We start from the raw sequence: 24,333 nt of genomic DNA on the forward strand, positions 1-24,333 counted from the left end.
CATTTAATTATAAGTTTTTGATATTTTACGCGGCAAAAATGACAGCGGTATGACGGTTCATCCCGCTGCCAATAGTTTAATTAGTTAGATTTAAAACTGGATGTCCGCATATACCGGGTCATGGTCTGATGCACGATACGGCGACGGGGCATACCAGTTTGGATTTTTATTCGCGTTATTGTATTGCAATAGAGTCGGCTCATCAGCATTTATCGACCAAATAGCTTGATTGACCACACGCGCGGTGAGACCGGACGAAACCAATAGATGGTCAAGGCTGCCGGCTTGAGCGTCATAGACATAGCTGTAACCTTGTGGGTTAAAGTAATCTATCCGATTGTAATAACCACGTTTTAATAATGTCTGAATCGGATCTTCTTGTGCATAAGCATTGAAATCGCCCATGAGCACCCGCAACGAATGGCGTTTTAAATCGGGATGATTATCCATGAAGTCAGCTAGCAGTTGCGATGACGCTGTGCGCGCTTGATTCCAACACGCCTGGCCGTCGTTCTGATTCGCGTTAGCATCGTTACGATCACTTGGGCAGCTGCCTTTAGACTTAAAATGATTGACCGCAATCACTAGATTTTCGACGGTGTTGTAGGGCACGAAACGTTGAATGAGCGGAAGCCGACTACGTTGCCCAAAAGGTGCTTGATTAATTGTTAGCGGCTGTCCTTCAGGGCGAACCTTGTCGCTACGGTAAATTAAGCCGTTAGTAATTGCGTCACTACCGAAGCGGTCTTGGTCGGCCTGAATAAAACGCCATGGGTGCCCCGTGGCCTTTACTAAGGCATCGGTTAGCTCGTGAATTGCACTGCGACTGTCGTAGCCGTCGTTTTCAATTTCCATTAAGCCAATCACATCGGCATTTAATTGACTGAGCGCCGCGATAATCTTTTGATGCTGACGAGCAAATTCTTCCGCAGTTTTTGCCCCTCGTTCAGTTGGAAATGATTTTTCACGGCCCTCGCCGTTAAAATAATTAAGCACATTGAATGCTGCCACTCTTATAGTATTCGTTGCTGGGTTTTGCGGTGGTTGCGGTCGACTGTTGGTTTTAATCACTTCGATGGTTGAAGTGGGTTGTAGCCGATAATCGCCACGAAACTCGCTTAATATACCTGATACTGGCCCGATGGTATCACCACTGCGTAAGCTATTGTCAGCACTAAGCCTAGGTGCTGGAATTTTGATTTCATCAGGGTTTGGTGCTTGGTTGTCATCGATAATAAGCCGAGCTAGTTTATTCTCCAGCGCACGCTTACGAGCAGGCTCACCCGGTTCAACATGTTGGGTTGGGGTGTACAAACGATGCGGTGCAACATCGAACTGACCATGACGAAGCAATTGATAATGTCCATTTACCGTTAATGACTGCGTTAACGACAGCAGCATGCCTTCAAGCGCTTCGAACTGCTCAAAATTGGCAACCGGCAATTCAAACTGAGTGGGTTCTACCGTTAGGTTGCTGTCGCAAGCAGCGAAGTCAGTGACAGCGTCAATTTGCGTGAGACCGTTGTGTTCGCGAATGGTGCCGGTGACATACGCCAATTGCCCAATATCCATAGACAATGAGGTATTCTCAGCCGACACGAACAGGCCTTCGGATGTCATTTTATTGTCATCAGTGTCAGTTGCTAAGCTTTGAATAAAGTAGCCACCCAGCGCGTCGGAACTCTGCCATGCAGCGCTTACCACGCCTCGGGTAGTGACTTGCTGGCCAACTAAGTTTGATGTTGCACTGGTACCTTGTATTTGATTAATCGGGGTAACGTCGCTTAAGCAAATTGGTGATGGCGCTACTTGAGCGCAACTGGCAAGTACCAGTATCGAGAGGCTACTTAGGCTTGCGCGTACGATATTTTTTTTGTTCATAGGTTCCTACTTCAAGTACGTTTGCGGCATCGAGTCGCTCCGCATCCATCATGGCAGCTATTCGTTGCATTCCAGCCACTAACTGCGATTGTTCCCAATCAGCGAGCGCCTGAAATTTATGAATAAAATCTTCTTGTAGCGGGCGCGGCGCTTCGGCAAGACGCGCTCGGCCCGTTGGCGTTAGTGATAAAACAACGCGGCGTCTATCCTGCGTGCTGCGCTCGCGGTGAATCAGTTCGCGATGCTCTAACCGATCGATCACATTGCTCACCGTAGCCGGACTCAAGGTAATATTTTGGGCAACTGAACTGGCTGTAATACCGCCCGGCGCTGCCGCAATTTCTCTTAGAATCAATAATTGCGGGGCAGTTAGCCCCGTTAATTTGTTCAACTGTTTTGAGTACAAATCTGTTGCACGTATTACCTTTCTCAGTGCAAGCAGCAGTTCTTCGTACTTTTCCATAGCAATTCCTATGCTTGTACTTAGCGTAGCTAGCGTCGCGCCGATAAGTCAGTGCGGCGAATTTGGACCACCAAACCGAGTTGCGGGTGATCAAAGTAATGGGTTTCATGGCTGATCACGCGACGTAACTGGTTCAGTCGATAGCTACGCAAAAATTGTGAAGTGATTCGTTCCACTTGCAATGCTTGTTCGAGCTGCGCTGGCAGTTCGCGTTGATTGAAACGCACTTTTTGAGGGGATCGCAATTCTAGGTCACTGTCGATATGCAAATAGTTACCAACCAAGTAGATATGCAAAGTACCATCCAGTTCCCATACCGGTGTTGGGCGCTCAGAGTGCTCTCGTTCTGGCAGCAGTGGTGGTGGATTTGGAGTGCGGTGATCACGATAACTCAAATTCAGCGCGTTCTGATTAACCTGATCTAACAGTATTTCGAGCTCTTCAAATAACTGTGGTTCACGGTCGCTATTATCATCAATGGCTTCAAGGTGAGCTAAAGGTGGCTGTTCGTATCCGCTTGGTAAGAAGCTTTGGCCAAAGTTACGGCCACCGAATAAGCGAACTTTATTATTGGCGCTGCGGTTAAAAACCGGAATTCGATAGGTTAAATGCAGCAACGGCGTGCCAACATTTCGACGTTCTAGCTGTTCACGAAAATCATTAAAGGTGTGCGCAGTTTCCGCCATGAGATACGGACCGGTCGACTGCGTCATGTCGCCACCAAAACCGTTAATTACAGTTGCCGGCGCATGTTTAAATCCACTTAAAATTCGCGCTGGTTGATACCAAGGTTCAGCGAACGGATCGAGCTCTTTGGCTTGGGCACAGAACACGGGGCGTACTTGAAGTTCCTGCTCCAAATCAGGGCACTTTGGAATATCATGAAGCATGCCGTAAAAATTTGGTGCATAAAACTCTGAAAGAGGGTCATTGGCTACTTCCACCTGGCGAGGAGGGTGCCAAGGGAATTCTTCGATATCAGGAACTTCGGTGTGCTTAAACACCAACACCTCAACCTCAAACCAACGCCAATCTTCAGGGTTTTCCTGAGCGAAACCGGCGGCAGGAATAGCTAAACCAAATGCGATTAGGCTCGTACGCAACCAAGCAGTCATAATTATCCTCGTGCAAACTCGTCTAATAACGACTCTACCAGTTTCAGACGACCTTGAGTATCTTCTATTTTACGAAGAATACGTAAACGATTAGGGCCGTCAAGGCGGTATTCATCCGGTTGAGATTGAATTAAACCAATCAAAATTTGCGGTGAAACGCGCGTGTCATCGGCAAACTCGATGTTAATACTCTGCGGGCCACCGTCTATTTTTCGAATTCCCAGCGTGCCGGCTCGATTACGCAGTTCAGTTACCCGTACCAGGTTTTTAACTGCATCGGGTAGAAGGCCAAAGCGGTCAATCAGTTCAACCTGAATTTCATGCAAGCTTTGCACATCGTCACTACTCGCAATGCGTTTATAGAGGCTTAAGCGCGTATTTACATCGGCGATGTAGGTTTCCGGTAATAATGCTGGCACGCGAAGATCAATTTCTGTTTGTGCTTTAAGTAACTGATCAAGAGCGGGCTGCTTCCCTTCACGTAATGCTTTCACTGCTTGTTCCAGCATTTCCATATAGAGCGTGAAGCCAATGGTTTCAATTTGTCCACTTTGGTCATCACCAAGTAATTCACCAGCACCACGAATTTCCAGGTCGTGCGTCGCCAACATGAAACCTGCTCCTAGGTCTTCAAGTTGGGAAATCGCTTCTAGGCGTTTCATAGCGTCTTTAGTCATGCGTTTCGGATTTGGCGTTAACAGGTATGCGTATGCTTGATGGTGCGAACGGCCAACTCGGCCGCGCAGTTGATGCATTTGTGCAAGGCCCAGATGATCCGCGCGATCCATAATGATGGTATTGGCGGTTGGCACATCAATGCCGGTTTCCACAATCGTTGTGCAAACCAGTACGTTATAACGTTGATGGTAAAAATCGGACATAATGCGCTCAAGATCGCGTTCACGCATTTGCCCGTGCGCCACAGTCACTCGCGCTTCAGGAACTAAGGCTGCTATGGTCGCCGCAGTTTTCTCGATGGTTTCAACATTATTGTGCAGGAAGTAAACTTGCCCGCCACGTAGTATTTCACGCAACACGGCCTCACGAATTGTTGGTTCATCATACTCACGTACAAAGGTTTTAACTGCTAAGCGCTTGGCAGGTGGGGTGGCGATAATGGATAAATCGCGCACGCCATGCATGGCCATATTTAATGTGCGTGGAATTGGGGTTGCAGTAAGCGTTAAAATATCAATGTCCGCACGTAAGCGTTTTACGGCTTCTTTTTGGCGCACCCCAAAGCGGTGTTCCTCGTCAACAATTAACAGACCAAGATCTTTGAACTTTACGTCGGCGCTCAGCAGTTTATGCGTACCAATCACCAAATCAATTTTGCCTTGCGCGAGATCTTCTAAAATCTTTTGTGTTTGCTTGCCAGTTTTAAATCGTGATAAAACTTCAACGCGAATCGGCCAATCTGCGAAACGGTCTTTAAAGTTTTCAAAATGCTGTTGCGCTAATAAGGTTGTGGGTACTAATACAGCGACTTGTTTCGCATCACTAACCGCCACAAAAGCGGCACGCATGGCAACCTCGGTTTTACCGAAACCTACGTCACCACACACCAAACGGTCCATTGCTCGGTCAGACTGCATATCGGCAAGTACGCCAGTAATTGCCGCTTGCTGATCATCGGTTTCTTCAAACGGGAAACTATTAGCAAAGCGCTGGTATTCTTCAGTATCAAGATGATAGGCGTAACCGGGTTTAGCTTCGCGTCGGGCATACACATCGAGCAGTTCTGCTGCAACATCGCGAATTTTTTCAGCCGCTTTGCGCTTCGCTTTCTCCCATTGGTCATTGCCCAGTTTGTGCAGTGGCGCTGAGGCTTCCTCACCACCACTGTAGCGGCTCAATACATGCAGCGCTGCTACCGGCACATAAAGCTTACTGCCACTGGCATATTCGATAGTCACAAACTCGGTAGTGACGCCTCCTGTGTCCAAGGTTTGCAAACCTTGATACCGGCCAACGCCATGATCAATATGAACAACCGGTTGGCCAATGCGCAACTCTGCTAAGTTACGCACCATATTTTCAGCACTGACAGTTGCTTTTTGGTCACGACGACGGCGCTGGGCAATGCGTTGACCTAATAATTCGGTTTCGGTAATGACCAGTAATTTTTGGTCAAGCAGAGCAAACGAATTAATAATTGGGCTAACACTAATGCCGCAGGTGTCTGTGCTCGCTATAAAGTCATCAAACTGGTCAAATTCAGCTAAGCGCAACTGCAGCGGCGCCAATAATTCCCTTAAGGTTTCGCGGCGTCCAGCCGACTCCACCAAAAACAGCACGCGCTGTTTCTCAGCGAACGCTTGTTGCAAGCGCTTTTGTAAACTCTCGAGAGGGTTTTTTAATTGATGATTAACTGCAATTTCGCCCAAACTATCAGTTTTGAAATGCTGCGGGCCAGGCTGCGGTTTTCCATCGGGTACCATGGCACGAATACGTGGCATGGCCTTAAATGCACCGTGTACCTGATCAGCGGATAAAAACAGTTGTGCGGGCGGAACTAATGGCCGCAGCGGGTCATAGCGACGTTGCTCATAGCGTTGATTGATATCGTGCCAGAGTTGGTCAAGGCTGCCTTGTAGATCGCCAAACGAAACCAGCAGGGTGTTATCCGGTAAGTAATCAAACAAGCTTGCAGTTTGTTCAAAAAATAGCGGCAAGTAATATTCGACGCCGCCTGGGAACTGTTGATTCGAAACTTGATAATAAACTGAGTCACGGGAGTTCGACGCGTCAAACATGTCGCGGTAACGCGCGCGGAACGCATCAATCGCTGCTGGCGAGGTCGGGAATTCGTGCGCCGGCAATAAGTTGATTGCGTCAATTTCTGCCGAGGATAACTGTGTGTCTGGGTCAAATATGCGAATTGAATCAACTTCGTCGTCAAAAAAATCAATGCGATAGGGCTGCGAACTCCCCATTGGAAATAAATCTAGCAAGGAACCGCGTACGCAGAATTCACCATGTTCCATTACCTGGGCAACGTGCCGATAGCCGGCGCGTTCAAGGCGCTGACGCAGGCCATGGATGTCCAGTTTTTGCCCCTTATTAACCTGAACAGCTTGCCCCGCAACATAGTTAGTGGGAGCAATACGGTGCATTAATGTATTTAACGACACAATCAGTGCGCCACGTTGCATATCCGGCAGGCGTGCAAGCACACTCAAACGCTCTGAAATAATATCCTGATGCGGTGAAAAACTGTCGTAGGGCAACGTTTCCCAATCAGGAAACACCATTACTTGCTGGCGCCAGGTTGGCGTGAAATATTGCACTTCATGTTCGAGACGATGGGCTTGCGGAGCGTCCGGCGTGACGACCAGTACCGGCCCGTCATGTTGTTCAATGAGTTGCCCAAGCGCAAGCGCAACACTGCTTCCAGCAAGGTTTTGCCAGGTTATGTCTCGAGTTGCATTCGCGGGTTTTGGTGGCGTTAGAATAGACGCTTTGGTCATGAGTTTTTGAATTCTCTACTGCGTTTCATTGTATGCATTGAAGTATACCGCAACTTGACGCTTGGATCAGTCGTCAGTTTTCTTTATGCTTGCTGCGCGAGCTATTTAGCAATGAGTTATTTAGGACACACATGTTTAAGCCAGCTGCTTTATTTTTGGGAATACGATATAGCCGAGCCCGTCATGGGAATCGGTTTACTCGATTTATTAATCGATTTGCCCTTGCTGGAATTCTTATCGGTGTTGCAGCGTTAATTATTGTTAGTTCGGTTATGAATGGCTTTGAAGCTCAGCTCAAGCAACGTATTTTAGGCGTTGTACCCCAATTAACAATTACCTCAAAGAGTAGTGCTGGTATTTCGGATTGGCAGCAATTGGCCGCCAGGATTCCGATGTTACCCGGCCAGCGTGCTTTGGTGCCTCAGGTGGGCAGCGCCGGTGTGGTGCAAAGCAGTGGTCAGTTACGACCAGTATACATTCAAGGCTTGTTTCCCGATGCTGCCGACGCGCGTGAACAATTTCAGCCGCTCAATGATAATATTCTTTATGGCAGCTTGAACGCGCTTCAAGAGGGCAGTTACAGTGTGGTGCTAGGGCAAACCCTGGCACAACAACTTGACGTTTGGCCGGGCGATTCGATACGCGTTATCGCTGCTGCTGGCGGCATTTATACGCCATTGGGGCTGATGCCTGCGCAACGTCAGTTTTCCGTGGCCGGTATTGTCGCGATGCAATCAGAAGCCGATAGACAATTGCTTATCATGCATGGTGCCGATGCCGCACGACTTTTGAGATTACCGCAAGGGCATGTTTCTGCGTTACGCTTCTACTTTAACGACCCATTTAACGCACTGACCGCTGAGCCGCAGCTAAAAGCCCATTTAGACAGTACATTAACGACGCATACCTGGCGTGAACAGTATGGTGAGTTGTTTGATGCGGTAAGCATGGAAAAGCGAATGGTCGGACTCATGTTAGGTCTCATTATAGCTGTGGCGGCGTTCAATATAGTTTCCGCATTAATGATGGTGATTCAAGACAAACGCTCCGATATCGCTATTTTGCAAACTATGGGGATGCGCCGCGGTCATTTGTATTTAATGTTTATGATTCAAGGGTTAGCTAACGGTGTGGTAGGTGCGTTAGTGGGCTTGCTACTCGGGGTTACGGGCGCGAGTTACGTGAATGAAATTCTGTCAGCGTTGCACGTTGACCTGAGCTTTACCGGGCAAGCAGGCCTCCCGGTGCTGATGCAGTCAGAGCAAATTATTACAATTGTACTGGCAGCGATGTTGCTGACCTTGTTGGCGACCTTTTATCCTGCTTGGCGAGCGAGTCAAATATTGCCTGCCGAAGCGTTACGCTACGAATAATACAAGGATTGCACAGAATGTTGATGGAATGCCGCCAATTATCCCGTGTTTATCAAGACGGTGACCGCGAATTGCGGGTGTTACAACACGTTGATCTTGCTATTGAATCAGGTGAAATGCTGGCCATTGTTGGCAGTTCTGGCTCGGGGAAAAGTACCTTATTGCATTGTATGGGGGGGCTTGATAAACCCACTTCTGGCGACGTGTTATTTGCAGGCGAACCGATTCAGAATTGGTCCGCAAATACGCTTGCAGACTGGCGCAATCAAGAATTGGGTTTTATCTACCAATTCCATCATTTGTTACCCGAGTTTTCAGCCTTGGAAAATGTTGCCATGCCGCAATTGATTGCGGGCGTTAGTGGGGCTGCTGCAGAAGCGCGGGCGCAGGAATTGCTTCAGCGCGTCGGGTTAAGCGAGCGAATGAATCATCGCCCAGCAGAGTTATCTGGTGGTGAGCGTCAACGCGTAGCCATCGCGCGGGCGCTGGTCAATGGGCCGCGGTTAGTGCTCGCCGATGAACCGACAGGTAATCTTGATGATACAACAGCCATTCAAATCGTTGAGCTGTTACAAGAATTAAACCGTGAATTAACCACAGCGTTTGTCATTGTTACGCATGATCAGTCTTTGGCAGCGCAATTGCCACGTACATTAACGTTGCATCATGGGCAGCTTGTGCCTCCGGAACAAAGCAAATGATGCAGCCATGGAATCTCACATGGCAATTGGCAAGACGCTTTCGCAAACGCAGAGAGCGCAGCGGTTTTGTGTCATTTATTTCAGCATCGTCAACGCTTGGAATTGCACTCGGCTGCATGGTCTTTATTGCCGGGTTAAGCGTGATGAATGGTTTTGAGAAGGTGTTGCAAGAGCGTTTTTTGAGTCTCATCCCGCACGTTGAATTTACCGCCGTTGATAGTCAGCTTGACGATGCTCAGAAAATCATTGATATCAGCTTGGCACATCCACAGGTGATTAGCGCAAAACGCGTTATTCGTACGCAAGGCATGGTTCAACAAGGCGCCCAATTCACCGGTGTGCAGGTGCAAGGCATTGATACCAGCCAACCTCAATCAATAGAAAGTTATACGGATGAGTCAACGTGGCAAGCCTTACAAAGCACTCCGAAAGGCGTCATACTGGGGTCCCAGCTCGGTAAAAAACTTAAGGTTGAGGCTGGCGATTCGATTATTTTGTTGGTCGCCCAAAATGGTAACTTCCGCGAGCCCAAACGAACGCGTTTACAGGTGCTCGGTTTCTTTAATTTTGGCGGTCAAGTTGATCATCAATTTGCTTATGTGGCGCTGGATACCGCACGGGAAATGGTTGGTATCAAGACAGGAACAACCGCCGTTGAATTAAGTTTGACGAATGTGCTCCAGGCGCAGCGTGTTGCGAACGAATTAGGCAGTCAGATACAAGAATACGTTTATTTAGACAGTTGGATGCGCGCGCAAGGGCATTTATATCGCGATATTCAATTGGTAAGGGTGGTCATGTATTTGGTGTTGGTTTTAGTGTTAGCTGTGGCTTGCTTTAATATTGTGTCGACCCTGATTATGACAGTTCAGGAAAAACAGCGGCATATTGGTATATTGGCTACCATGGGCTTACGCTCGAAGAAAATCATGCAAGTATTTGTTTGGCAGGGGGTGCAGAACGGTTTGTTTGGTGTAGTGCTGGGCGTAATTGCCGGCTTATTACTCACTATTGCCTTGCCTGATTTAATGAGTTTGGTGCAATGGTTTAGTGGTGAAACGTTGCTGGCAAGCGACGTGTATTTTATCAATCAAATTCCGGTGCAACTGCAATGGTTTGATGTGCTTTTGGTTGCGGCGGTGGCCGTGTTGATGAGCGTTTTAGCAACGCTGTATCCAGCATGGCGTGCGGCAAAAACCGAAATAGTGCAAGCAGTTAGCGGCTAAATTAATGCTTTGAGTTATGCTGCTTGGCCTTTTCAAGCATTCGTTGCGCGCGCTCGCGCCATGCGCTGACAACCGACTGGCGCCACAGCAAGCTTATGGTGAAATAACCAACTAAGCTGCTGACAATGGCCATAATCAGGCAGCCTAGTAAGAATGCGGGCCCGATGGTGGTGATACTATGTCCAAGCCACTGCCAAGACAGCTCAAAGGCAAAAGCTTGTGAGGGCTGCCCGAGTAGCCATGTGCCAATAAGATAGCAAAAGTAAAAAAGCACTGGCATGGTGATAGGGTTCGAGACCCACACCAAGGCTACCGAAAGCGGTAAGTTAACGCGAAAGGGAATTGCGGCCGCTGCCGCCAGTACCATTTGAAAGGGCACTGGAATAAAGGCACAAAACAAACCAACAGCGAAACCACCTGCTGCAGAGCGCCGATTAAGATGCCACAAGTTTGCATCGTGCAGCAACTTACCGAAAACCTGAAGGCTACGGCTGTTTCTCACAGTTTCATGATTTGGCATGATGCGTTGAATAAACTTTCGTGGCATGTTTTATCCGTTTAGTTCTGGTCGAATTTAATTCATCAAAACAGGTACAACGTCCATGGATAGGTGGTTGTGCGCAGCACTGTTAGGCTATGCCCTATCATTTAGTTTTAGCAAGCCATTGGCTATCGAGCAATGGCTGGTCGCTGCGACTTTAGTCGTGCTCATTGCTTGGCAATTTCAGTCAATACGACGTTATGCGACAGTTATAGGCTGTGTATTGTGCGGCATTGGGTGGGGCAGTGGCAACGCTTATTTGCATCAATCAGCACAAATTTTGCCAGCTAATTTTGGCAAAACATTGTCCGTTGAGGTCGCGATAACGGGTATAACGCAAGTCCGCGATAAATTCTGGCGTGTGGAGGGGGATGTTGTTCACATAGAGGGTGCAGCATTACCGGCAAAACTCTTTCGAACCCCCTCGATACGGCTCAACTGGTATGAGCCTCCTGCAGACGCTGTTACTCCGCCACAGGCTGGTACGGTCTGGCGTTTTCAAGCGCGCCTAAAACATCCGCAAGGTATTCGCAATGACGGTAGTTTTCTTTATCATCGCTATTTAGTGAGTCGCGGTATTCACGCATTGGGAAGTATTCGAAGCGGTCACTATGTGCAAGGCGAACCAAGCTACAGGCAGCGGCTGTTTAATCAACTGAACACATACCGCGAACAATTCCAGCAGTTTGGTATTTTACTCGCTCTTACCCTGGGGGAACGTCAAGCACTTTCGCCCGATCAATGGCTAACTTATCAACGTACCGGGTTGGCTCATCTCATAGCCATTTCCGGTTTACACTTAAGCTTGGTGGCTGGTGGCATATTACTTTTCAGTAGACGGTTTAGCGCGCGCTTGGGGCGCAGCAGAAGCCGGCGAGAACGTCATAACAGTTGGGTCGCAGGTACCGTTTTGGCGCTGTTGGCTGCCTTCGCATATGCGTGGCTAGCTGGTTTTGCCACGGCAACACTGCGTGCATTTGCGATGTTTTCGGTGGTGATGCTGCATAAATACCATGCGCTACACACCCCACCGTCACGGGTATTGCTGCGCGCTGCAGCAGTTGTTGTTGTCGTTGAACCCATGGCGATACTGCAACCCGGCTTTTGGTTGAGTGTTGGTGCCGTGGCCACAATTTTATTGATGCATTGGCGCTGGCCTATCATTCGTGGACGATGGCACGCGATACGCGCATTGTGGCGATTAGAAGTGGTACTAACCTTGGCCCTGTGGCCGTTAACAGCGTTGTGGTTTGGCGGCTTGCCGGTACTTGCGCCGCTAACCAACATGGTGATGGTTCCGGTAATTGCTATGTGGATGTTGCCCTTGAGTCTATTGGCATTACTGGTGCTTTCATTACAGCAAGATATTGTTGCTGTTTGGCTATTTCGGTTGGCGGAATGGCCGTTAAACCTGGCAGAGCCGACTCTAGAGACTATTGCACGATCGCCTTGGCAGTGGCTACCCGATCATATGAGTGGCTCAATAAGTTGGTTAGCGGTATTACTGATTGCTTGGCTATTGCCGTGGCGTAACCGTTGGAAACTTGTGGCAAGCTCTGTATTCATTGCTGGATTGCTCATTGCGCGGCAGTTACACGCTTTAGATACTGCGGTAAATTTTTATGTTTTGGATGTTGATCAAGGTTCCGCCATTGTTGTTGCCCAAGGTAGTCGCGCTCTGTTGGTTGACACTGGCGCTGATTGGGAGCTGGGCGGTAACATGGCGGAACGTGCTATTTTACCATTTTTGCGCCACCACCGACTGACTCCAGAACTCGCATTTGTAAGCCATACCGATAACGATCATCAAGGTGGCGCCAAAGCAATTCGCGCTATATTCCCGCACCTACGTTGGTACGGAAGCGGGCAAGGCACTCCGTGCGCCGCCGGGCAAACTGGAATTTGGGGGAAAGTGCGTTGGTCCACGTTGCATCCACGCGAAGTCACTGAGAACGTGAACAACGATGACTCATGCGTTCTCCTATTGGAAGTAAACGGAACACGGATTCTGATACCGGGTGATATCAGTAAGCGCGCTGAACGACAGTTGCTCGCACATGCGGCAGACGTGAGCGCCGATATTTTAGTGTTGGCGCATCATGGCAGCAACAGCTCCAGTGAGGATTATTTTTTGCGCGCTGTGCAGCCCTATATCGCCGTGGCAAGTCGTGGTCGAAATAATGCCTATGGCATGGTTGCCGAACCGGTTAGAAAGCGGCTGCGGGATTTGGGTGTCAAACTCTTTGATACAGCGGCAGGTGGTCAAGTGAATATCGCGCTGAGTAAGTCCGGGTGGCAGGTGGTACAACCTTGGGCAGCAGCACATCGAGCATGGTTTGACGCGGATAACTAGCCAGTAGCCCATTAAAACGGTTAGAATGCAGTTATTGTTGAACTTATTAAGACTTGCATGAGCTCTGAAACCATTTCTGAAAACATCTCTGAAACCCTAAAGAAGCGAACGTTTCGCCGCTTAATAGGTTACATAAAACCGTATCGTGCGGCCTTTATCTTTTCAGTGTTTGCCATGATTGGCTACGCGGCAGTTGATACATTCTTCTTCTCGCAAATAGAAACTCTGATTGATGATGGTTTAACGGAACAAGACCCGACCATTCTTATTTACGGCGCTATTTTCGTGCCCTTGGTATTTATCACGCGTGGGGCGTTTAACTTCATCTCAACCTATTTGCTGAATTGGGTAGGCTTTCGTGTCATTACCACATTAAGGCAACAGTTGTTTGACCACATGATGAAGCTGCCGGTGTCATTCCATGACCGGCATTCAACCGGTGATTTACTCTCAAAAATCACCTACACCACACAACAAGTCGCCGAAGCAAGTTCGCGTGCCATTCTAGTGTTGATTCGCGAAGGTGCATTCGTCATTGGTTTGTTGGGTTTGATGTTTTACATCAGTTGGGAATTGTCGTTAGTGTTCTTGGTTGTCGGCCCGCTAATTGCGAAAGTGGTTTCGGTTGTGTCGAAGCGCTTTCGTCAGGTTTCGCGGCGCATTCAAACCGCTATGGGAAATGTGACGACCACGGCCGAGCAGATGCTCAATGGCCATAAAGTTGTCGTGATGTATGAAGGGCAGAAGCGTGAATCGAAACGTTTTCGCGACATTAATAATGTCACCCGCAATCAAAATATGAAACTGATTAATGCACAGACAGTAAGCACCTCGATTATTCAGCTGATTGCGTCGTTTAGCTTGTCCATGGTGCTTATTTTAGCCAGCTTCCCCGATATGCTGGAACAACTGTCAGCGGGTGCATTTACCACCTTATTAACCTCTATGATTATGTTGCTGCGACCACTAAAACAACTGACAACCGTGAACAGTGACTTTCAACGAGGTATTGCTGCGGCACAAAGTATTTTTGAAGTGCTTGATGAAGAGCCTGAACCGAATGCTGGAACCTATTCTGTGGAGAAAGCGCAGGGCAATATTCGCTTCGAAGATGTCACCTTTACATATGACGAAGCTGAATCGCCAGCGCTTGACCATGTTAACTTTGAAGTGAAACCGGGTAAAATTCTTGCGTTAGTTGGCCGCTCAGGTAGCGGTAAGTCCACAATTTCTAATCTTCTTACTCGGTTTTATGCACCACAGGGGGGCAAGATTTACCTCGATGGTGTTGATATTTATGACTACAAACTAAAATGTTTGCGCCGTCAATTTGCTCTCGTTTCGCAGCATGTCACCTTGTTTAATGACAGTATTGCTAACAATATTGCTTATGGTGCGCATGGCGATGTTAGTGACGCGCGCATTCGCGAGGTTGCTGAGCAAGCATTTATTACCGAATTTACTGACAATCTGCCCTTGGGTTTGGACACTATGGTGGGTGAAAACGGGGTGATGTTATCGGGCGGACAACGGCAGCGGATAGCCATTGCAAGAGCTTTGTTGCGTGACGCACCAATTTTGATTCTTGATGAAGCAACTTCAGCGCTGGATACAGAGTCAGAGCGCCACATTCAAAAGGCATTGAGCCAATTGCAACAGAATCGCACGTCGATAGTGATTGCCCACCGCTTGTCCACTATTGAAAGTGCTGACGAAATATTGGTGATGGAAGAGGGCAAAATACTGGAACGCGGTGACCATCAAACCTTACTCGAAAAGCAAGGTGCCTATTACCAACTCTACAGTTTGCAGTTTAGTGGAGCCGATCTCTAATGTTCTGGCAGCGAGCCTGGTATCGTTCTGGTCTCGATTTTCGGTTGATTATTTTATGGCCGTTAATGATTGTTTTCATTGCTTTGAGCTGGCTACGCCGAGCGTTATACCGCATTGGCGTTCTACCAACATACCGAGCTCCGGTGCCTGTGGTTATAATTGGCAATATTAGTGTCGGCGGCACGGGCAAAACTCCAGTTACCGAAACTGTGGTGAAATGGGCCCAGCAAAATGGCTATTCACCGGCAATTATTTCGCGTGGCTATGGCGGTCAAGGCCCATTTCCGCAGCAGGTAACAGCTACGTCACGGGCTGAAGTTGTGGGCGATGAGCCTAAGTTGCTAGCGCAACGCACCGGCGTGCCTATAGTTGTTAGCCCGAATCGTGAACAAGCCATTACCACGCTGTTAAAAAACACCCCGCAGGTTAATCTAATAATTAGTGATGATGGATTGCAGCATTACCGCTTAGCCCGAGACATTGAAATTATCGTTATTGATGGCGAACGCGGTTTGGGTAATGGCTGGAGACTGCCGTTGGGGCCGCTTCGTGAACCCAAACAGCGCTTAACGCAAGCCGATATTGTGGTGCAAAACGGTGGTTCTGAAACGCGATATGGTTGGCGTTTTTTATTACAACCAGGCAATTGGCGACGGGTGCGCGATCAACAGGAAGTGTCCGTGCCGCAAGGTGAATCCATTGCCGTCGCCGGTATCGGCAATCCGCAACGTTTCTTTAATACGCTGAAGCAAGCTGGAGTGACTGTAACTGAAACCTATGAATATGCCGATCACCATCCGTTTAGTGCCGCCGATTTCGCCGGTATAGACCCTGCGAACAATGTTCTTATGACAGAAAAAGACGCGGCTAAATGCCAAGCCTTTGCCCAAGATAACTGGTTCTATTTGCCAGTTTCAGCTAATTTTGAAGATGGTTTTTGGCAACAATTTCAGACTTGTCTGCAAAATGTGTCCAACAAGGAGTAATTATGGCAGTTGATGAACGAACGCTCGCGATTTTGGCCTGCCCATTGTGTAAGGGAAAACTAGTTTGGGTACGCGACCAGAGTGAGTTAGTGTGCCGAGGTGATCGATTGGCGTTTCCTGTGCGCAATGACATACCTATGTTGTTGAGTCACGAAGCACGTGAAATAAGTCATGAAGAGTTGGAGAAAATACCCTCATGAGCTTTACGGTAGTTATTCCAGCGCGCTATGCATCGTCGCGCTTGCCCGGTAAGCCGTTGGCGATGATTGGTAACAAAACCATGATTCAACGGGTGTACGAACGTGCAGCGGCAGCGGGCGCTGCCGAAGTTATTGTTGCAACTGATGACCAGCGTATTATTGATGCAGTTGAAGCTTTTGGTGGGCGGGCAATGATGACCTCAGCCCATCATAACTCGGGCACCGAACGCATCGCTGAGGTTATTGACTATCTTGCGATTGCAGATGATCAGGTGGTAGTAAACGTGCAAGGTGACGAACCGTTTATTCCACCCGAGATTATCCGTCAAGTTGCCGACAACCTTGCTAACCAAAAAGTGGCACAGATGGCCACACTGGCAGTGCCAATTGAATCACTTGACGAAGTGCAAAGTCCGCACGCAGTGAAGGTTGTAACCGATGTGAATGGCTATGCATTATACTTCAGCCGCGCGCCGATACCTTATGAGCGCGATGGTCTTGCCCAGAACCGCTTAGGTGAGTTTGCTGACTATCGGCGCCACATTGGTATCTATGCTTATCGAGCCGGATTTGTGTGGCGGTATATCGAGTGGGAACCAAGCCCGCTTGAGAAAATCGAATCACTCGAGCAATTACGCGTATTATGGTACGGCGAACGCATTCATGTGGCCGAAGCTATAGCGTTGCCGCCGGCTGGCATTGATACGCCAGCCGACCTTGAACGTGCTAACTTGGCAGTATCCGACTAACTTGTTGGCTGGCGCGCTGGCGCAAATTGCTCCAGCGCTGCCGCATTCCGAGTAGTCGGGCATATGCATAAGGTACTAAGAACAAACTGGTTAGTGTTGAAAATAGTAACCCGCCAATAATGGAAATAGCCATCGGTGCGTAGGGTGGGCCATCGCCACCAATTTGCGTGGTGCCGAAGGCTAACGGTAATAGGCCAAGAACCGTGGTTGCTACGGTCATGAGTATTGGCCGCAAACGGCTTACACTGCCATCAATAATTGCTCGCTCTAAGCTAGCGCCTTGGTCCAACAGCTGGTTGATGCGATCAACGAGCACAATACCGTTGTTCACTACAATTCCCATCAAAATTAAGATACCAATCATGGCCATAATGGAAATCGACTGGCCCGTGAGTAACAGCGCCCAGAACACCCCAACAATCGAGAACAGCAACGACGTGATGACGGCGGTGGGTAACAGCAATGACTCAAACAATGCGGCCATTACAATATAGATAAGCGCTACCGCCAGCAACGTATTGACGAGCATAACGCTTTCGTTCTCTTGTTGCCGTTGGAAACTACCATCTAGGCTCCACAAGTATCCCTGTGGCAGTTCAACTTGATCCATAACCTTGGTGATTACTTCGCGTGCCTCGCTGGTTGTTAACTCGTTTAGGTTGGCGTCGATATTTAACGAGGTTCTGCGATCGGTACGACGGATTTGACTCAACCGCGGTTGCTTGGTTAACCGGGCCACATCTTTTAATGCAATCACGCGTCCATTGCTTTGTAAGATAGGCAGGTTCTCAAGGGCAGTGATCGACGTTTCAAGATCTTTATCAAACGCGACACGCAGATCAATCTCACCATTCGGATCGCCACGATACGAACGTAGACGTTGGCCGCGCAATGCTGTGGCAACCGTGCGCGCAACGTCTGCTGAACTTAAGCCGAGTTGATGCACGCGTTGACGGTCAATTTTAATGACTAATTCGAATTGACCTGTATCCATCTCGGTTTGAACGTCGGTGAGCCCTTCAATAGCGGCAAGCTTCGGCAATAAGTCCACTGCTATACGTTGCAATACATCTGTTGACTGACCACTCAAACTAACGCGCACGCCTTCACGACCGCCACCGAACCCAAACTTGGGATCACTGCGCAGTAAGGTCGGCATGTCTTTGCGGATTCGCTCCATGAGATCCGCTATCTTCTCGTTCCGATCCCCTTTAAGGAGAAGCGTCGAAATTGCGTAATTTGGCGTGTAATAGCTGTAAACGGCGTCGATATCGAAGTTATCTTTATTTTTGTATAAATAATTTTCGAGTTGTGTCACTTCATCTTCAACTTCGCTGAGACTGTACTGCGTGTGAAGGTTGTAGGAAATAAATAAACGATCATTAAAACCTTGTGGGCCCTCGTCGCCGCTAACACCAGCAAATGGAATCACAATACTTCCCAGTAACAACAGTGCAATAACCCCCGTCCAGTTTGGATGACGCCAGCTCCATTCTAGAATCTTACGATAGCGCTTGGGTTGTTTTACCGGCTTTAATTTGCCTTTCGTAAACTTACTTAAGCGGGTAATTAGTAGTGGCACCAGCGTTTGTGAGAGCAATAGCGATGCCAACAACGACAAACAAATTGCAACGGCGGTATGCTCGAGGAAGATTGTTATGTCAGTCTTTTTACCAAAAATATTCGGTAAAAACACAATTGCCGTGGTGAGCGTGCCCGCGATAACAGCAAGTGACACATTACCGACACCCTGAATGGTTGCGGATTCACCATCAGCCCCTTGCTCGCGTTCGTGTTGAATGCTTTCGGTGATAACTACAGCGTTATCCACGAGCATACCGACCGCCAGCATGAGCCCCATGAGCGATAGTACGTTAAGCGAATAGCCCAGGAAGTACATACCACCCAACGCAATGCATATAGCAATAGGTACACTGAGCACGACCACAAGTGTGGTGGTTAAATTACGCAAGAATCCATACAAGACTAAAAACGATAGAAAGGCACCGAGTAACCCAGCACTAACTAAGTCACTCAGTGATGTGGTTACACCGTCAGCGGTATCGTCCATAATGTAGAGATTGATGCCGTTAAACTGCGGGTCGGTGCGAATTTGCTCCACCACTTTCATGACACGCGCTGACACGTCAACAAGATTGGCGCTTGATTCCTTAAATACCTCCATGCCAATCGCATAACGCTGATCCAAATGGCGGCCGTCAATTTTACGCGGCATCTCACGTCCAATAGTAGCGATATCTCGCAACTTCAAACCGGGTCGAAGTGGAAAGTTACCGATAGAATATTCGTCTTGAAATTCACCGACTGGGTTTACCAGAATTCGCTCATGCTCGTTTTCAATGAAGCCTGCGGTTAATGAAAAATTAGCTTGTTGCAACAGCTTGGTAATGTCGGCTGCGGCAAGTTGGTGGGCGAGTAGCGCTGCTTGGTCAAGCCGAATCACAATTTGTTGTGGTTCAACACCGTATAGCGTTACCCTTGACACGCCCTCAACGCGTTCGATAGGCCTACGCAGGCTGCGATCCAGTAGGTCGTATGCGTTCGATAAATCACGTTGGCTACTTATGCGTAACTGAAAAACCGGCATATCTTCGGTATTGAACTGAAACACCACAATTCGGTCAACATCGTCCGGCAGTAAATGCTTTACGGCATCCACTTTTTCACGCGCTTCAATGCTCTTAGTTTTGATATCTTGGCCCCATTCAAACTGCAATAAAACCTGAGCATTATCTGAGGTAGAGGTTGAGCGCATGCGGCTAACATTGCTTAAAGTCGCCAGCGCCTCTTCAAGTGGCCGTGTAATGAGGCGTTCTACTTCCGCTGGCGTTGAGTTAGGGTAGGCAACCTGAACAACAATTTCAGGAATTTCGATGCCAGGAAATTTTTCCAGTGGCAGTAAGCGCGAGCTAATTGCACCTAGCAGCAGCATTGACAAAAATACCATGCAGGTTGTAACGGGGCGGCGCAGCGCAAACCGCGCTAACACCGAACCTATCTGTGCAGCGTTCATGCAGCGTTCTCCGGATTGTTATGCGCTATCTGCTTGCGATCAACGAGTAGGTACAAGCATGGGATAAACAACAGGGTCAACAAGGTTGAGAACAATAGACCAGCAATAACACTAATGGCCATTGGTGCTCTTATCTCTGCACCTTCACCGAGGCCAATAGCCAGCGGCAATAAGCCAAGTACGGTGGTAAGCATGGTCATTAGAATAGGTCGTAAGCGCTGCTGTGCGGCGGTATAAATTGCTTCATAACGGTCGCGGCCTTCGCTGCGCAACTGGTTGATTCTATCGACCAACACAATAGCGTTGTTCACCACGATACCTGCCAGCATGATAAGCCCAATAAATACTATAATGCTGAGCTCGGTGCCAACAAGATAGAGGCCAAGAATAGAGCCCGCACCTGCCAAAGGCACTGTGAATAAAATGAACAATGGGTGTAGTAACGACTCAAACTGAGAGGCCATAACTAAATAGACTAAAAATACCGCCAGTACTAAAGCAAACTGCAATGAGGTAAATGAGCGCTGCATGTCTTCATTTTGACCAGCCACACGGCCGCTAATGGTGAGAGGCAACTGCGTGTCATCCAAAATCTGCTGGGCTTCCGCAACTGCCGCACCAAGGTCGCCATAGCTTAAATTAGCTTCCACAACAGCAGTGCGTTGCTGATCAACGCGAGTGATTTCACTGGGCCCAACCACAGGTACCACGTCAGCAACCGCCCGTAATGATATCTCGCGGCCAGCACCCGGATTAATGATGAGTTGCTGTAAGTCGCGCAACGAATTTCTGTCAGTGGCCTGACTACGTACCAAAATGTCAATTTTACGGTCATCAAGGCTAAACTGACTTGCTACGCGGCCGCCAATTTTGGTTGCGATCAACTCGGAAACCTCGGCGCTGGTTAAGCCGTATTGGCTCAATTTCGCATGGTCAAAATAAATCGCTAATTCCGGTTGTCCGTCGGTCATATTCACGCGGATGTCGGTAAAGCGGGGGTGTTGTTCAAACTCGTTACCTAATTGCTGGGCCGCTTGCTGTAACAGGTTTAGGTCGTAACCGGTAAGTTCAATTGTTACCGGGCTAGCAAAGCTGAATAATTCGGGGGTGCCGAATTTCGCCATAACGCCGGGCATCTTTTGCACGGCTGAACGCAACTCAGACTGAAGTGCCTGTTGTTGTTCCGCTGTTGCGCTCGACGCCATTACGATATTGAGTCGGCCCCATTGGTTGCCGCTTTGACCTGGTGCGGCATTGAGCAAGCTGCCAGTGCCGGCAATGGTGTAATAGCGATCAACATTCGCATTGAGTTCGTCATTGCTGGCAATCACATCACCGAGTGCATTCAGTACTGAATCAGTTTCGAAAATGGTTGCGCCTGGCTGGAGTTCAACTTCCACATAAAATTCACCTTGAGCCATGTTAGGCAGCAGGGCGACCGGCAATTGTGGTAGCAAGGCATAACAGCCTGCAGCAACCAGTAAAATCACGCTGAGGGTGGCGGCTGCGCGACGCAGTGCTATGGCCAATAACCGTTCGTAGCCGCTTGCTAATAGCGTATAGAGCTTATCAAAGGCGCGTAATAATGGATTAGTGACTAAGTAAAATAGCTTAGCTAGCAGGCGCCATAGACCGATAAAGACAGTCGCTAACGCCAGCGGTATCCACCGAAATACCAAGTAAACGGGCACACGAGCCCAGAATCGCCAGCCGGTTGCGTAGGGTTGCGCGGGTATCGGCGAAAGCGCTGCAGTGCTTTTGGTGCGACTCGAAAGCATCGGAATTAAGGTCAGCGCCACCACCAATGACGCCGCAAGGGCGAAAGTTACCGTGAGTGCTTGATCACGAAATAACTGTCCAGCAATGCCTTCAACGAAAACTAACGGGAAGAATACTGCCATGGTGGTTAAAGTAGAAGCTGTAATCGCACCTGCTACTTCCGTTGTGCCAAGCTCTGCAGCAACATCCGCCGATTTATCCTGATTATGGCGCGCAATATTCTCAAGCACCACAATAGCGTTATCGACCAGCATACCTACGGCCAGTGCAATACCGCCCAGCGACATCATATTCAGCGATACTTGATAGCCATACAGCAGATTGAAGGTGGCAATAATTGAAATTGGAATTGCCAAACTAATAATGACAGTTGGCCATACCCGCTGTAAGAACAAGTAAATGATAACCATTGCTAGCAGCCCGCCCATAATAGCGGCATCGCGCACTTCAGCTATCGCAGCGCTAATAAATACAGCTTGGTCGTATATGGGTTTGATAGAATATTCATCGGGAATCAGTTTGGCTTGCTGCAGCTGGTGCAGATGCGCCTGAATGGCTTTCGAAACATGAACCGTGTTGGCATCACCTTCTTTATAGAGCGATACTTCAACTGCCTCCATTCCGGCAATACGACTAATCGAATCACGTTCCTTATAACTATTCTCAACGACAGCAATGTCTTTTAAAACAATAGGGCGGTCATTGCGTGTGGTTAAATAGATATTGCGAATGTCATCGAGGTTTTCGAATTGATTTAATGTGCGGACTAAAAATTCGGCGCGGTCGGCTTCAATTCGGCCACCCGACAAATTAATATTTTCTTCACGTAAGCGCTCCATAATGAGCGTCATTGGAATTTTTAATGCAGCCGCTTGGCGCTCGTTGACTAAAACTTGAATTTCGTCTTCAAGCCCGCCACCAAGGCGCACAGAAGCAACACCTTCAATACTCTCTAGTTGACGTTTTAATTCTTCTTCGGCGTAGGTACGTAACCGCTTTAATGACTCAATCGATTGATTACCGTCAGTGAAGCCAAGCGCTAACCGATAGACCGGTTCTTCACTGGGATTAAAACGCAACAACACCGGCTTTTCCAGATCTAAAGGCAGCTCCACCCAGTCGAGCTTTTCGCGAACGTCTAAGCTCGCCATGTCCATATCCGTGCCCCAGCTAAATTCCAACAATACGTCGCTTTGTCCTGCACGAGAAATCGACTCAATGCGACGAATACCCTTTACGGTGCCAAGGTTTTCTTCAATGGGTTTACTTACCAATTGCTCCACTTCATTTGGCGCACCGCCGGGATAATCGGTACGCACAGTGAGTGTTGGATAGGCTAAATCAGGCAGCAAAGTGACTGGAATACGCCCCAGTGATACCATTCCGAATAGAATGACTGCCAAGGTAAGCATGGCGATTGTGACAGGCCGCTTCACGGCTAAACGTACCATACTCATGATTGCTGTTCGCTACGAATAACTTCAACCAAGGCCGCGTCTTTTAAGTTCGCTTGGCCGCTAATGACTATGGCGTCACCTGCTTTTAAACCACTAATAATCTCTAAGTTTGACTCGTCTTCAAAGCCAATTTTTACGTCAACTTTGTGAGCCACACCTTCCGCATCAACGGTAAATACACTGTGCTGATTATCAAGGCTTTGTACGGCATACCTTGGCACGGTGAGCGTGTTGCTGTGGGTCGCATAATTTAGATTTACATGCGCAAACATGCCAGCTTTGAGTGTGTTATCAGGGTTTGCAACGTTCAGTACAACTTTAAAGGTGCCAGACTGCGTATCGATGACAGGACTTATCCGAGCGACTACGGCATTTACAGTGGAGTTAGGAAGTGCACTTAATTGCAACTGCGCAGTTTGGCCCACTTTTACGTGTTGTAATTCGCGCTCAGGCAAATAGACGTTACCTTGCAATTGATCAAGTGCCACCACATGAAATAGCTTTTGTTGTTCGTATTGACGCACAAGGTTGCCGGGTTTTACATAGCGTTTCGCAATGTAACCACTAATTGGGGCACGGATATCAGTTTCAGCCAAGTTGAGCGCCGCCATGTCATATTTTGCTTGCAGCATATCTGCTTGAAAGCGTAGTTTGTCATACGCATCGGCGCTAATCATGTCGCGCTCGGCCATATCCTTAACGCGTTTCAGTTCTTGTTGAATAGAGCTAAGCTCTGCACGTGCTTGCGCAACGTGAATGCGGTATTCGTCGTCACGGATACGAGCTAGCAATTGTCCTTGCTCTACGTAATCACCTTCTTCAACCAGAATAGTTTCGACAATACCGTTGGCCTTGCTAGTCACGTCGGCTTCATCGCGTGCTTCCAAGGTCGCGGTGGTCTTAAAGCTGGAGGTGATGTCGCCAGTTTTAACCATTTGAGTTGCGACAGGTATACGCGCAACCTCAGGTTTTTCGGATTGCTCGCTAGCGGCTCCAGCATCGCTGCAAGCTGCTGTAGTTAAAGCTAACCAAGCTACCAAAACGGTGGCAGTGAGTGGGCGTGTAATCGAAATTTGCGTGTTCATGTGTGTGATCCCGATAGTCATCAAACGTTAGTTATTAATTTATAGTACCCATAGCTTATGCAGCTTTCGTGCCAAAACTAACCTGTG

16 protein-coding genes are annotated in these 24,333 nt (G+C 48.4%); 8 read left to right on the forward strand and 8 right to left on the reverse strand.

All coding sequences use genetic code 11. From position 1 onward, the window contains the following. Window positions 1-90: 90 nt before the first annotated feature. From ACN0UY_RS01155 to mfd, 4 genes are read right to left on the reverse strand one after another with little or no spacing between them, the layout of a single operon-like run. Complete coding sequence (locus ACN0UY_RS01155) at window positions 91-1,881, reverse strand: ExeM/NucH family extracellular endonuclease (protein ID WP_417664992.1); 1,791 nt, start codon at window positions 1,879-1,881, stop codon at window positions 91-93. Further along, window positions 1,844-2,344, reverse strand: a complete 501-nt coding sequence (locus ACN0UY_RS01160) for a MarR family winged helix-turn-helix transcriptional regulator (RefSeq protein ID WP_417664993.1) — start codon at window positions 2,342-2,344, stop codon at window positions 1,844-1,846. Before ACN0UY_RS01160 ends, ACN0UY_RS01155 begins: the two co-directional genes overlap by 38 nt. A 29-nt stretch (window positions 2,345-2,373) precedes the next feature. Then, entirely contained in the window at window positions 2,374-3,459 is a 1,086-nt protein-coding gene (locus ACN0UY_RS01165; protein WP_417664994.1) for a CsiV family protein, read from the reverse strand. 2 nt (window positions 3,460-3,461) lie between these two features. Further along, a complete protein-coding gene (gene mfd, locus ACN0UY_RS01170; RefSeq protein ID WP_417664995.1) occupies window positions 3,462-6,929 on the reverse strand; it encodes a transcription-repair coupling factor in 3,468 nt (1,155 codons plus the stop codon). A gap of 131 nt (window positions 6,930-7,060) precedes the next feature. Here mfd and ACN0UY_RS01175 point away from each other — a divergent pair, with 131 nt between their 5' ends. From ACN0UY_RS01175 to ACN0UY_RS01185, 3 genes are read left to right on the forward strand one after another with little or no spacing between them, the layout of a single operon-like run. Continuing rightward, complete coding sequence (locus ACN0UY_RS01175) at window positions 7,061-8,302, forward strand: lipoprotein-releasing ABC transporter permease subunit (protein ID WP_417664996.1); 1,242 nt, start codon at window positions 7,061-7,063, stop codon at window positions 8,300-8,302. A gap of 17 nt (window positions 8,303-8,319) precedes the next feature. Then, window positions 8,320-9,003 (forward strand): lipoprotein-releasing ABC transporter ATP-binding protein LolD, encoded by a 684-nt coding sequence (lolD, locus tag ACN0UY_RS01180; RefSeq protein ID WP_417664997.1) that lies wholly within the window; start codon window positions 8,320-8,322, stop codon window positions 9,001-9,003. After that, window positions 9,000-10,229: a lipoprotein-releasing ABC transporter permease subunit gene (locus tag ACN0UY_RS01185; protein WP_417664998.1), complete on the forward strand. Its 1,230-nt coding sequence runs from the start codon at window positions 9,000-9,002 to the stop codon at window positions 10,227-10,229. The genes lolD and ACN0UY_RS01185 overlap by 4 nt, the downstream gene beginning before the upstream one ends. Before the next feature lies 1 nt (window position 10,230). Here the strand turns inward: ACN0UY_RS01185 and ACN0UY_RS01190 are convergent, their stop codons facing one another. After that, window positions 10,231-10,776: a DUF2062 domain-containing protein gene (locus tag ACN0UY_RS01190; RefSeq protein WP_417664999.1), complete on the reverse strand. Its 546-nt coding sequence runs from the start codon at window positions 10,774-10,776 to the stop codon at window positions 10,231-10,233. A 55-nt stretch (window positions 10,777-10,831) separates the two neighbouring features. On the opposite strand from ACN0UY_RS01190, the gene ACN0UY_RS01195 reads away from it, so the two are divergent. The 5 genes from ACN0UY_RS01195 to kdsB are packed head-to-tail and all read left to right on the forward strand — an operon-like array spanning window position 10,832 to window position 16,891. Next, window positions 10,832-13,123 (forward strand): DNA internalization-related competence protein ComEC/Rec2, encoded by a 2,292-nt coding sequence (locus ACN0UY_RS01195; RefSeq protein ID WP_417665000.1) that lies wholly within the window; start codon window positions 10,832-10,834, stop codon window positions 13,121-13,123. A 57-nt stretch (window positions 13,124-13,180) separates the two neighbouring features. Then, window positions 13,181-14,956: a lipid A export permease/ATP-binding protein MsbA gene (gene msbA / locus ACN0UY_RS01200; protein WP_417665001.1), complete on the forward strand. Its 1,776-nt coding sequence runs from the start codon at window positions 13,181-13,183 to the stop codon at window positions 14,954-14,956. Continuing rightward, a complete protein-coding gene (gene lpxK / locus ACN0UY_RS01205; RefSeq protein WP_417665002.1) occupies window positions 14,956-15,942 on the forward strand; it encodes a tetraacyldisaccharide 4'-kinase in 987 nt (328 codons plus the stop codon). Before msbA ends, lpxK begins: the two co-directional genes overlap by 1 nt. 2 nt (window positions 15,943-15,944) lie before the next feature. Continuing rightward, window positions 15,945-16,142, forward strand: coding sequence for a Trm112 family protein (locus ACN0UY_RS01210; protein WP_417658898.1), 198 nt, complete (start codon window positions 15,945-15,947; stop codon window positions 16,140-16,142). Continuing rightward, window positions 16,139-16,891: a 3-deoxy-manno-octulosonate cytidylyltransferase gene (gene kdsB / locus ACN0UY_RS01215; RefSeq protein ID WP_417665003.1), complete on the forward strand. Its 753-nt coding sequence runs from the start codon at window positions 16,139-16,141 to the stop codon at window positions 16,889-16,891. Before ACN0UY_RS01210 ends, kdsB begins: the two co-directional genes overlap by 4 nt. Here kdsB and ACN0UY_RS01220 read toward each other — a convergent pair. Genes ACN0UY_RS01220 through ACN0UY_RS01230 form a run of 3 tightly spaced genes read right to left on the reverse strand, consistent with a single transcriptional unit; the run spans window position 16,869 to window position 24,246 of the window. Continuing rightward, on the reverse strand, window positions 16,869-19,925 hold the full coding sequence (locus ACN0UY_RS01220) for an efflux RND transporter permease subunit (protein WP_417665004.1): 3,057 nt from the start codon (window positions 19,923-19,925) through the stop codon (window positions 16,869-16,871). The genes kdsB and ACN0UY_RS01220 overlap by 23 nt on opposite strands. Beyond that, a complete protein-coding gene (locus ACN0UY_RS01225; RefSeq protein ID WP_417665005.1) occupies window positions 19,922-23,161 on the reverse strand; it encodes an efflux RND transporter permease subunit in 3,240 nt (1,079 codons plus the stop codon). The genes ACN0UY_RS01220 and ACN0UY_RS01225 overlap by 4 nt, the downstream gene beginning before the upstream one ends. Beyond that, window positions 23,158-24,246, reverse strand: coding sequence for an efflux RND transporter periplasmic adaptor subunit (locus ACN0UY_RS01230; protein ID WP_417665006.1), 1,089 nt, complete (start codon window positions 24,244-24,246; stop codon window positions 23,158-23,160). Before ACN0UY_RS01230 ends, ACN0UY_RS01225 begins: the two co-directional genes overlap by 4 nt. Window positions 24,247-24,333 lie beyond the last annotated feature (87 nt).

Origin of the sequence: Pseudidiomarina sp., assembly GCF_048268165.1 — a bacterium.
Classification (GTDB): domain Bacteria; phylum Pseudomonadota; class Gammaproteobacteria; order Enterobacterales; family Alteromonadaceae; genus Pseudidiomarina.

Coding starts and splice junctions, on each gene's coding strand:
- ACN0UY_RS01225 (WP_417665005.1), bottom strand. CDS start 23,161: ATGAGTATGGTACGTTTAGCCGTGAAGCGGCCTGTCACAATCGCCATG.
- ACN0UY_RS01190 (WP_417664999.1), bottom strand. CDS start 10,776: ATGCCACGAAAGTTTATTCAACGCATCATGCCAAATCATGAAACTGTG.
- ACN0UY_RS01160 (WP_417664993.1), bottom strand. CDS start 2,344: ATGGAAAAGTACGAAGAACTGCTGCTTGCACTGAGAAAGGTAATACGT.
- ACN0UY_RS01155 (WP_417664992.1), bottom strand. CDS start 1,881: ATGAACAAAAAAAATATCGTACGCGCAAGCCTAAGTAGCCTCTCGATA.
- mfd (WP_417664995.1), bottom strand. CDS start 6,929: ATGACCAAAGCGTCTATTCTAACGCCACCAAAACCCGCGAATGCAACT.
- kdsB (WP_417665003.1), top strand. CDS start 16,139: ATGAGCTTTACGGTAGTTATTCCAGCGCGCTATGCATCGTCGCGCTTG.
- lpxK (WP_417665002.1), top strand. CDS start 14,956: ATGTTCTGGCAGCGAGCCTGGTATCGTTCTGGTCTCGATTTTCGGTTG.
- ACN0UY_RS01165 (WP_417664994.1), bottom strand. CDS start 3,459: ATGACTGCTTGGTTGCGTACGAGCCTAATCGCATTTGGTTTAGCTATT.
- msbA (WP_417665001.1), top strand. CDS start 13,181: ATGAGCTCTGAAACCATTTCTGAAAACATCTCTGAAACCCTAAAGAAG.
- ACN0UY_RS01195 (WP_417665000.1), top strand. CDS start 10,832: ATGGATAGGTGGTTGTGCGCAGCACTGTTAGGCTATGCCCTATCATTT.
- ACN0UY_RS01175 (WP_417664996.1), top strand. CDS start 7,061: ATGTTTAAGCCAGCTGCTTTATTTTTGGGAATACGATATAGCCGAGCC.
- ACN0UY_RS01185 (WP_417664998.1), top strand. CDS start 9,000: ATGATGCAGCCATGGAATCTCACATGGCAATTGGCAAGACGCTTTCGC.
- ACN0UY_RS01230 (WP_417665006.1), bottom strand. CDS start 24,246: ATGAACACGCAAATTTCGATTACACGCCCACTCACTGCCACCGTTTTG.
- ACN0UY_RS01220 (WP_417665004.1), bottom strand. CDS start 19,925: ATGAACGCTGCACAGATAGGTTCGGTGTTAGCGCGGTTTGCGCTGCGC.
- lolD (WP_417664997.1), top strand. CDS start 8,320: ATGTTGATGGAATGCCGCCAATTATCCCGTGTTTATCAAGACGGTGAC.
- ACN0UY_RS01210 (WP_417658898.1), top strand. CDS start 15,945: ATGGCAGTTGATGAACGAACGCTCGCGATTTTGGCCTGCCCATTGTGT.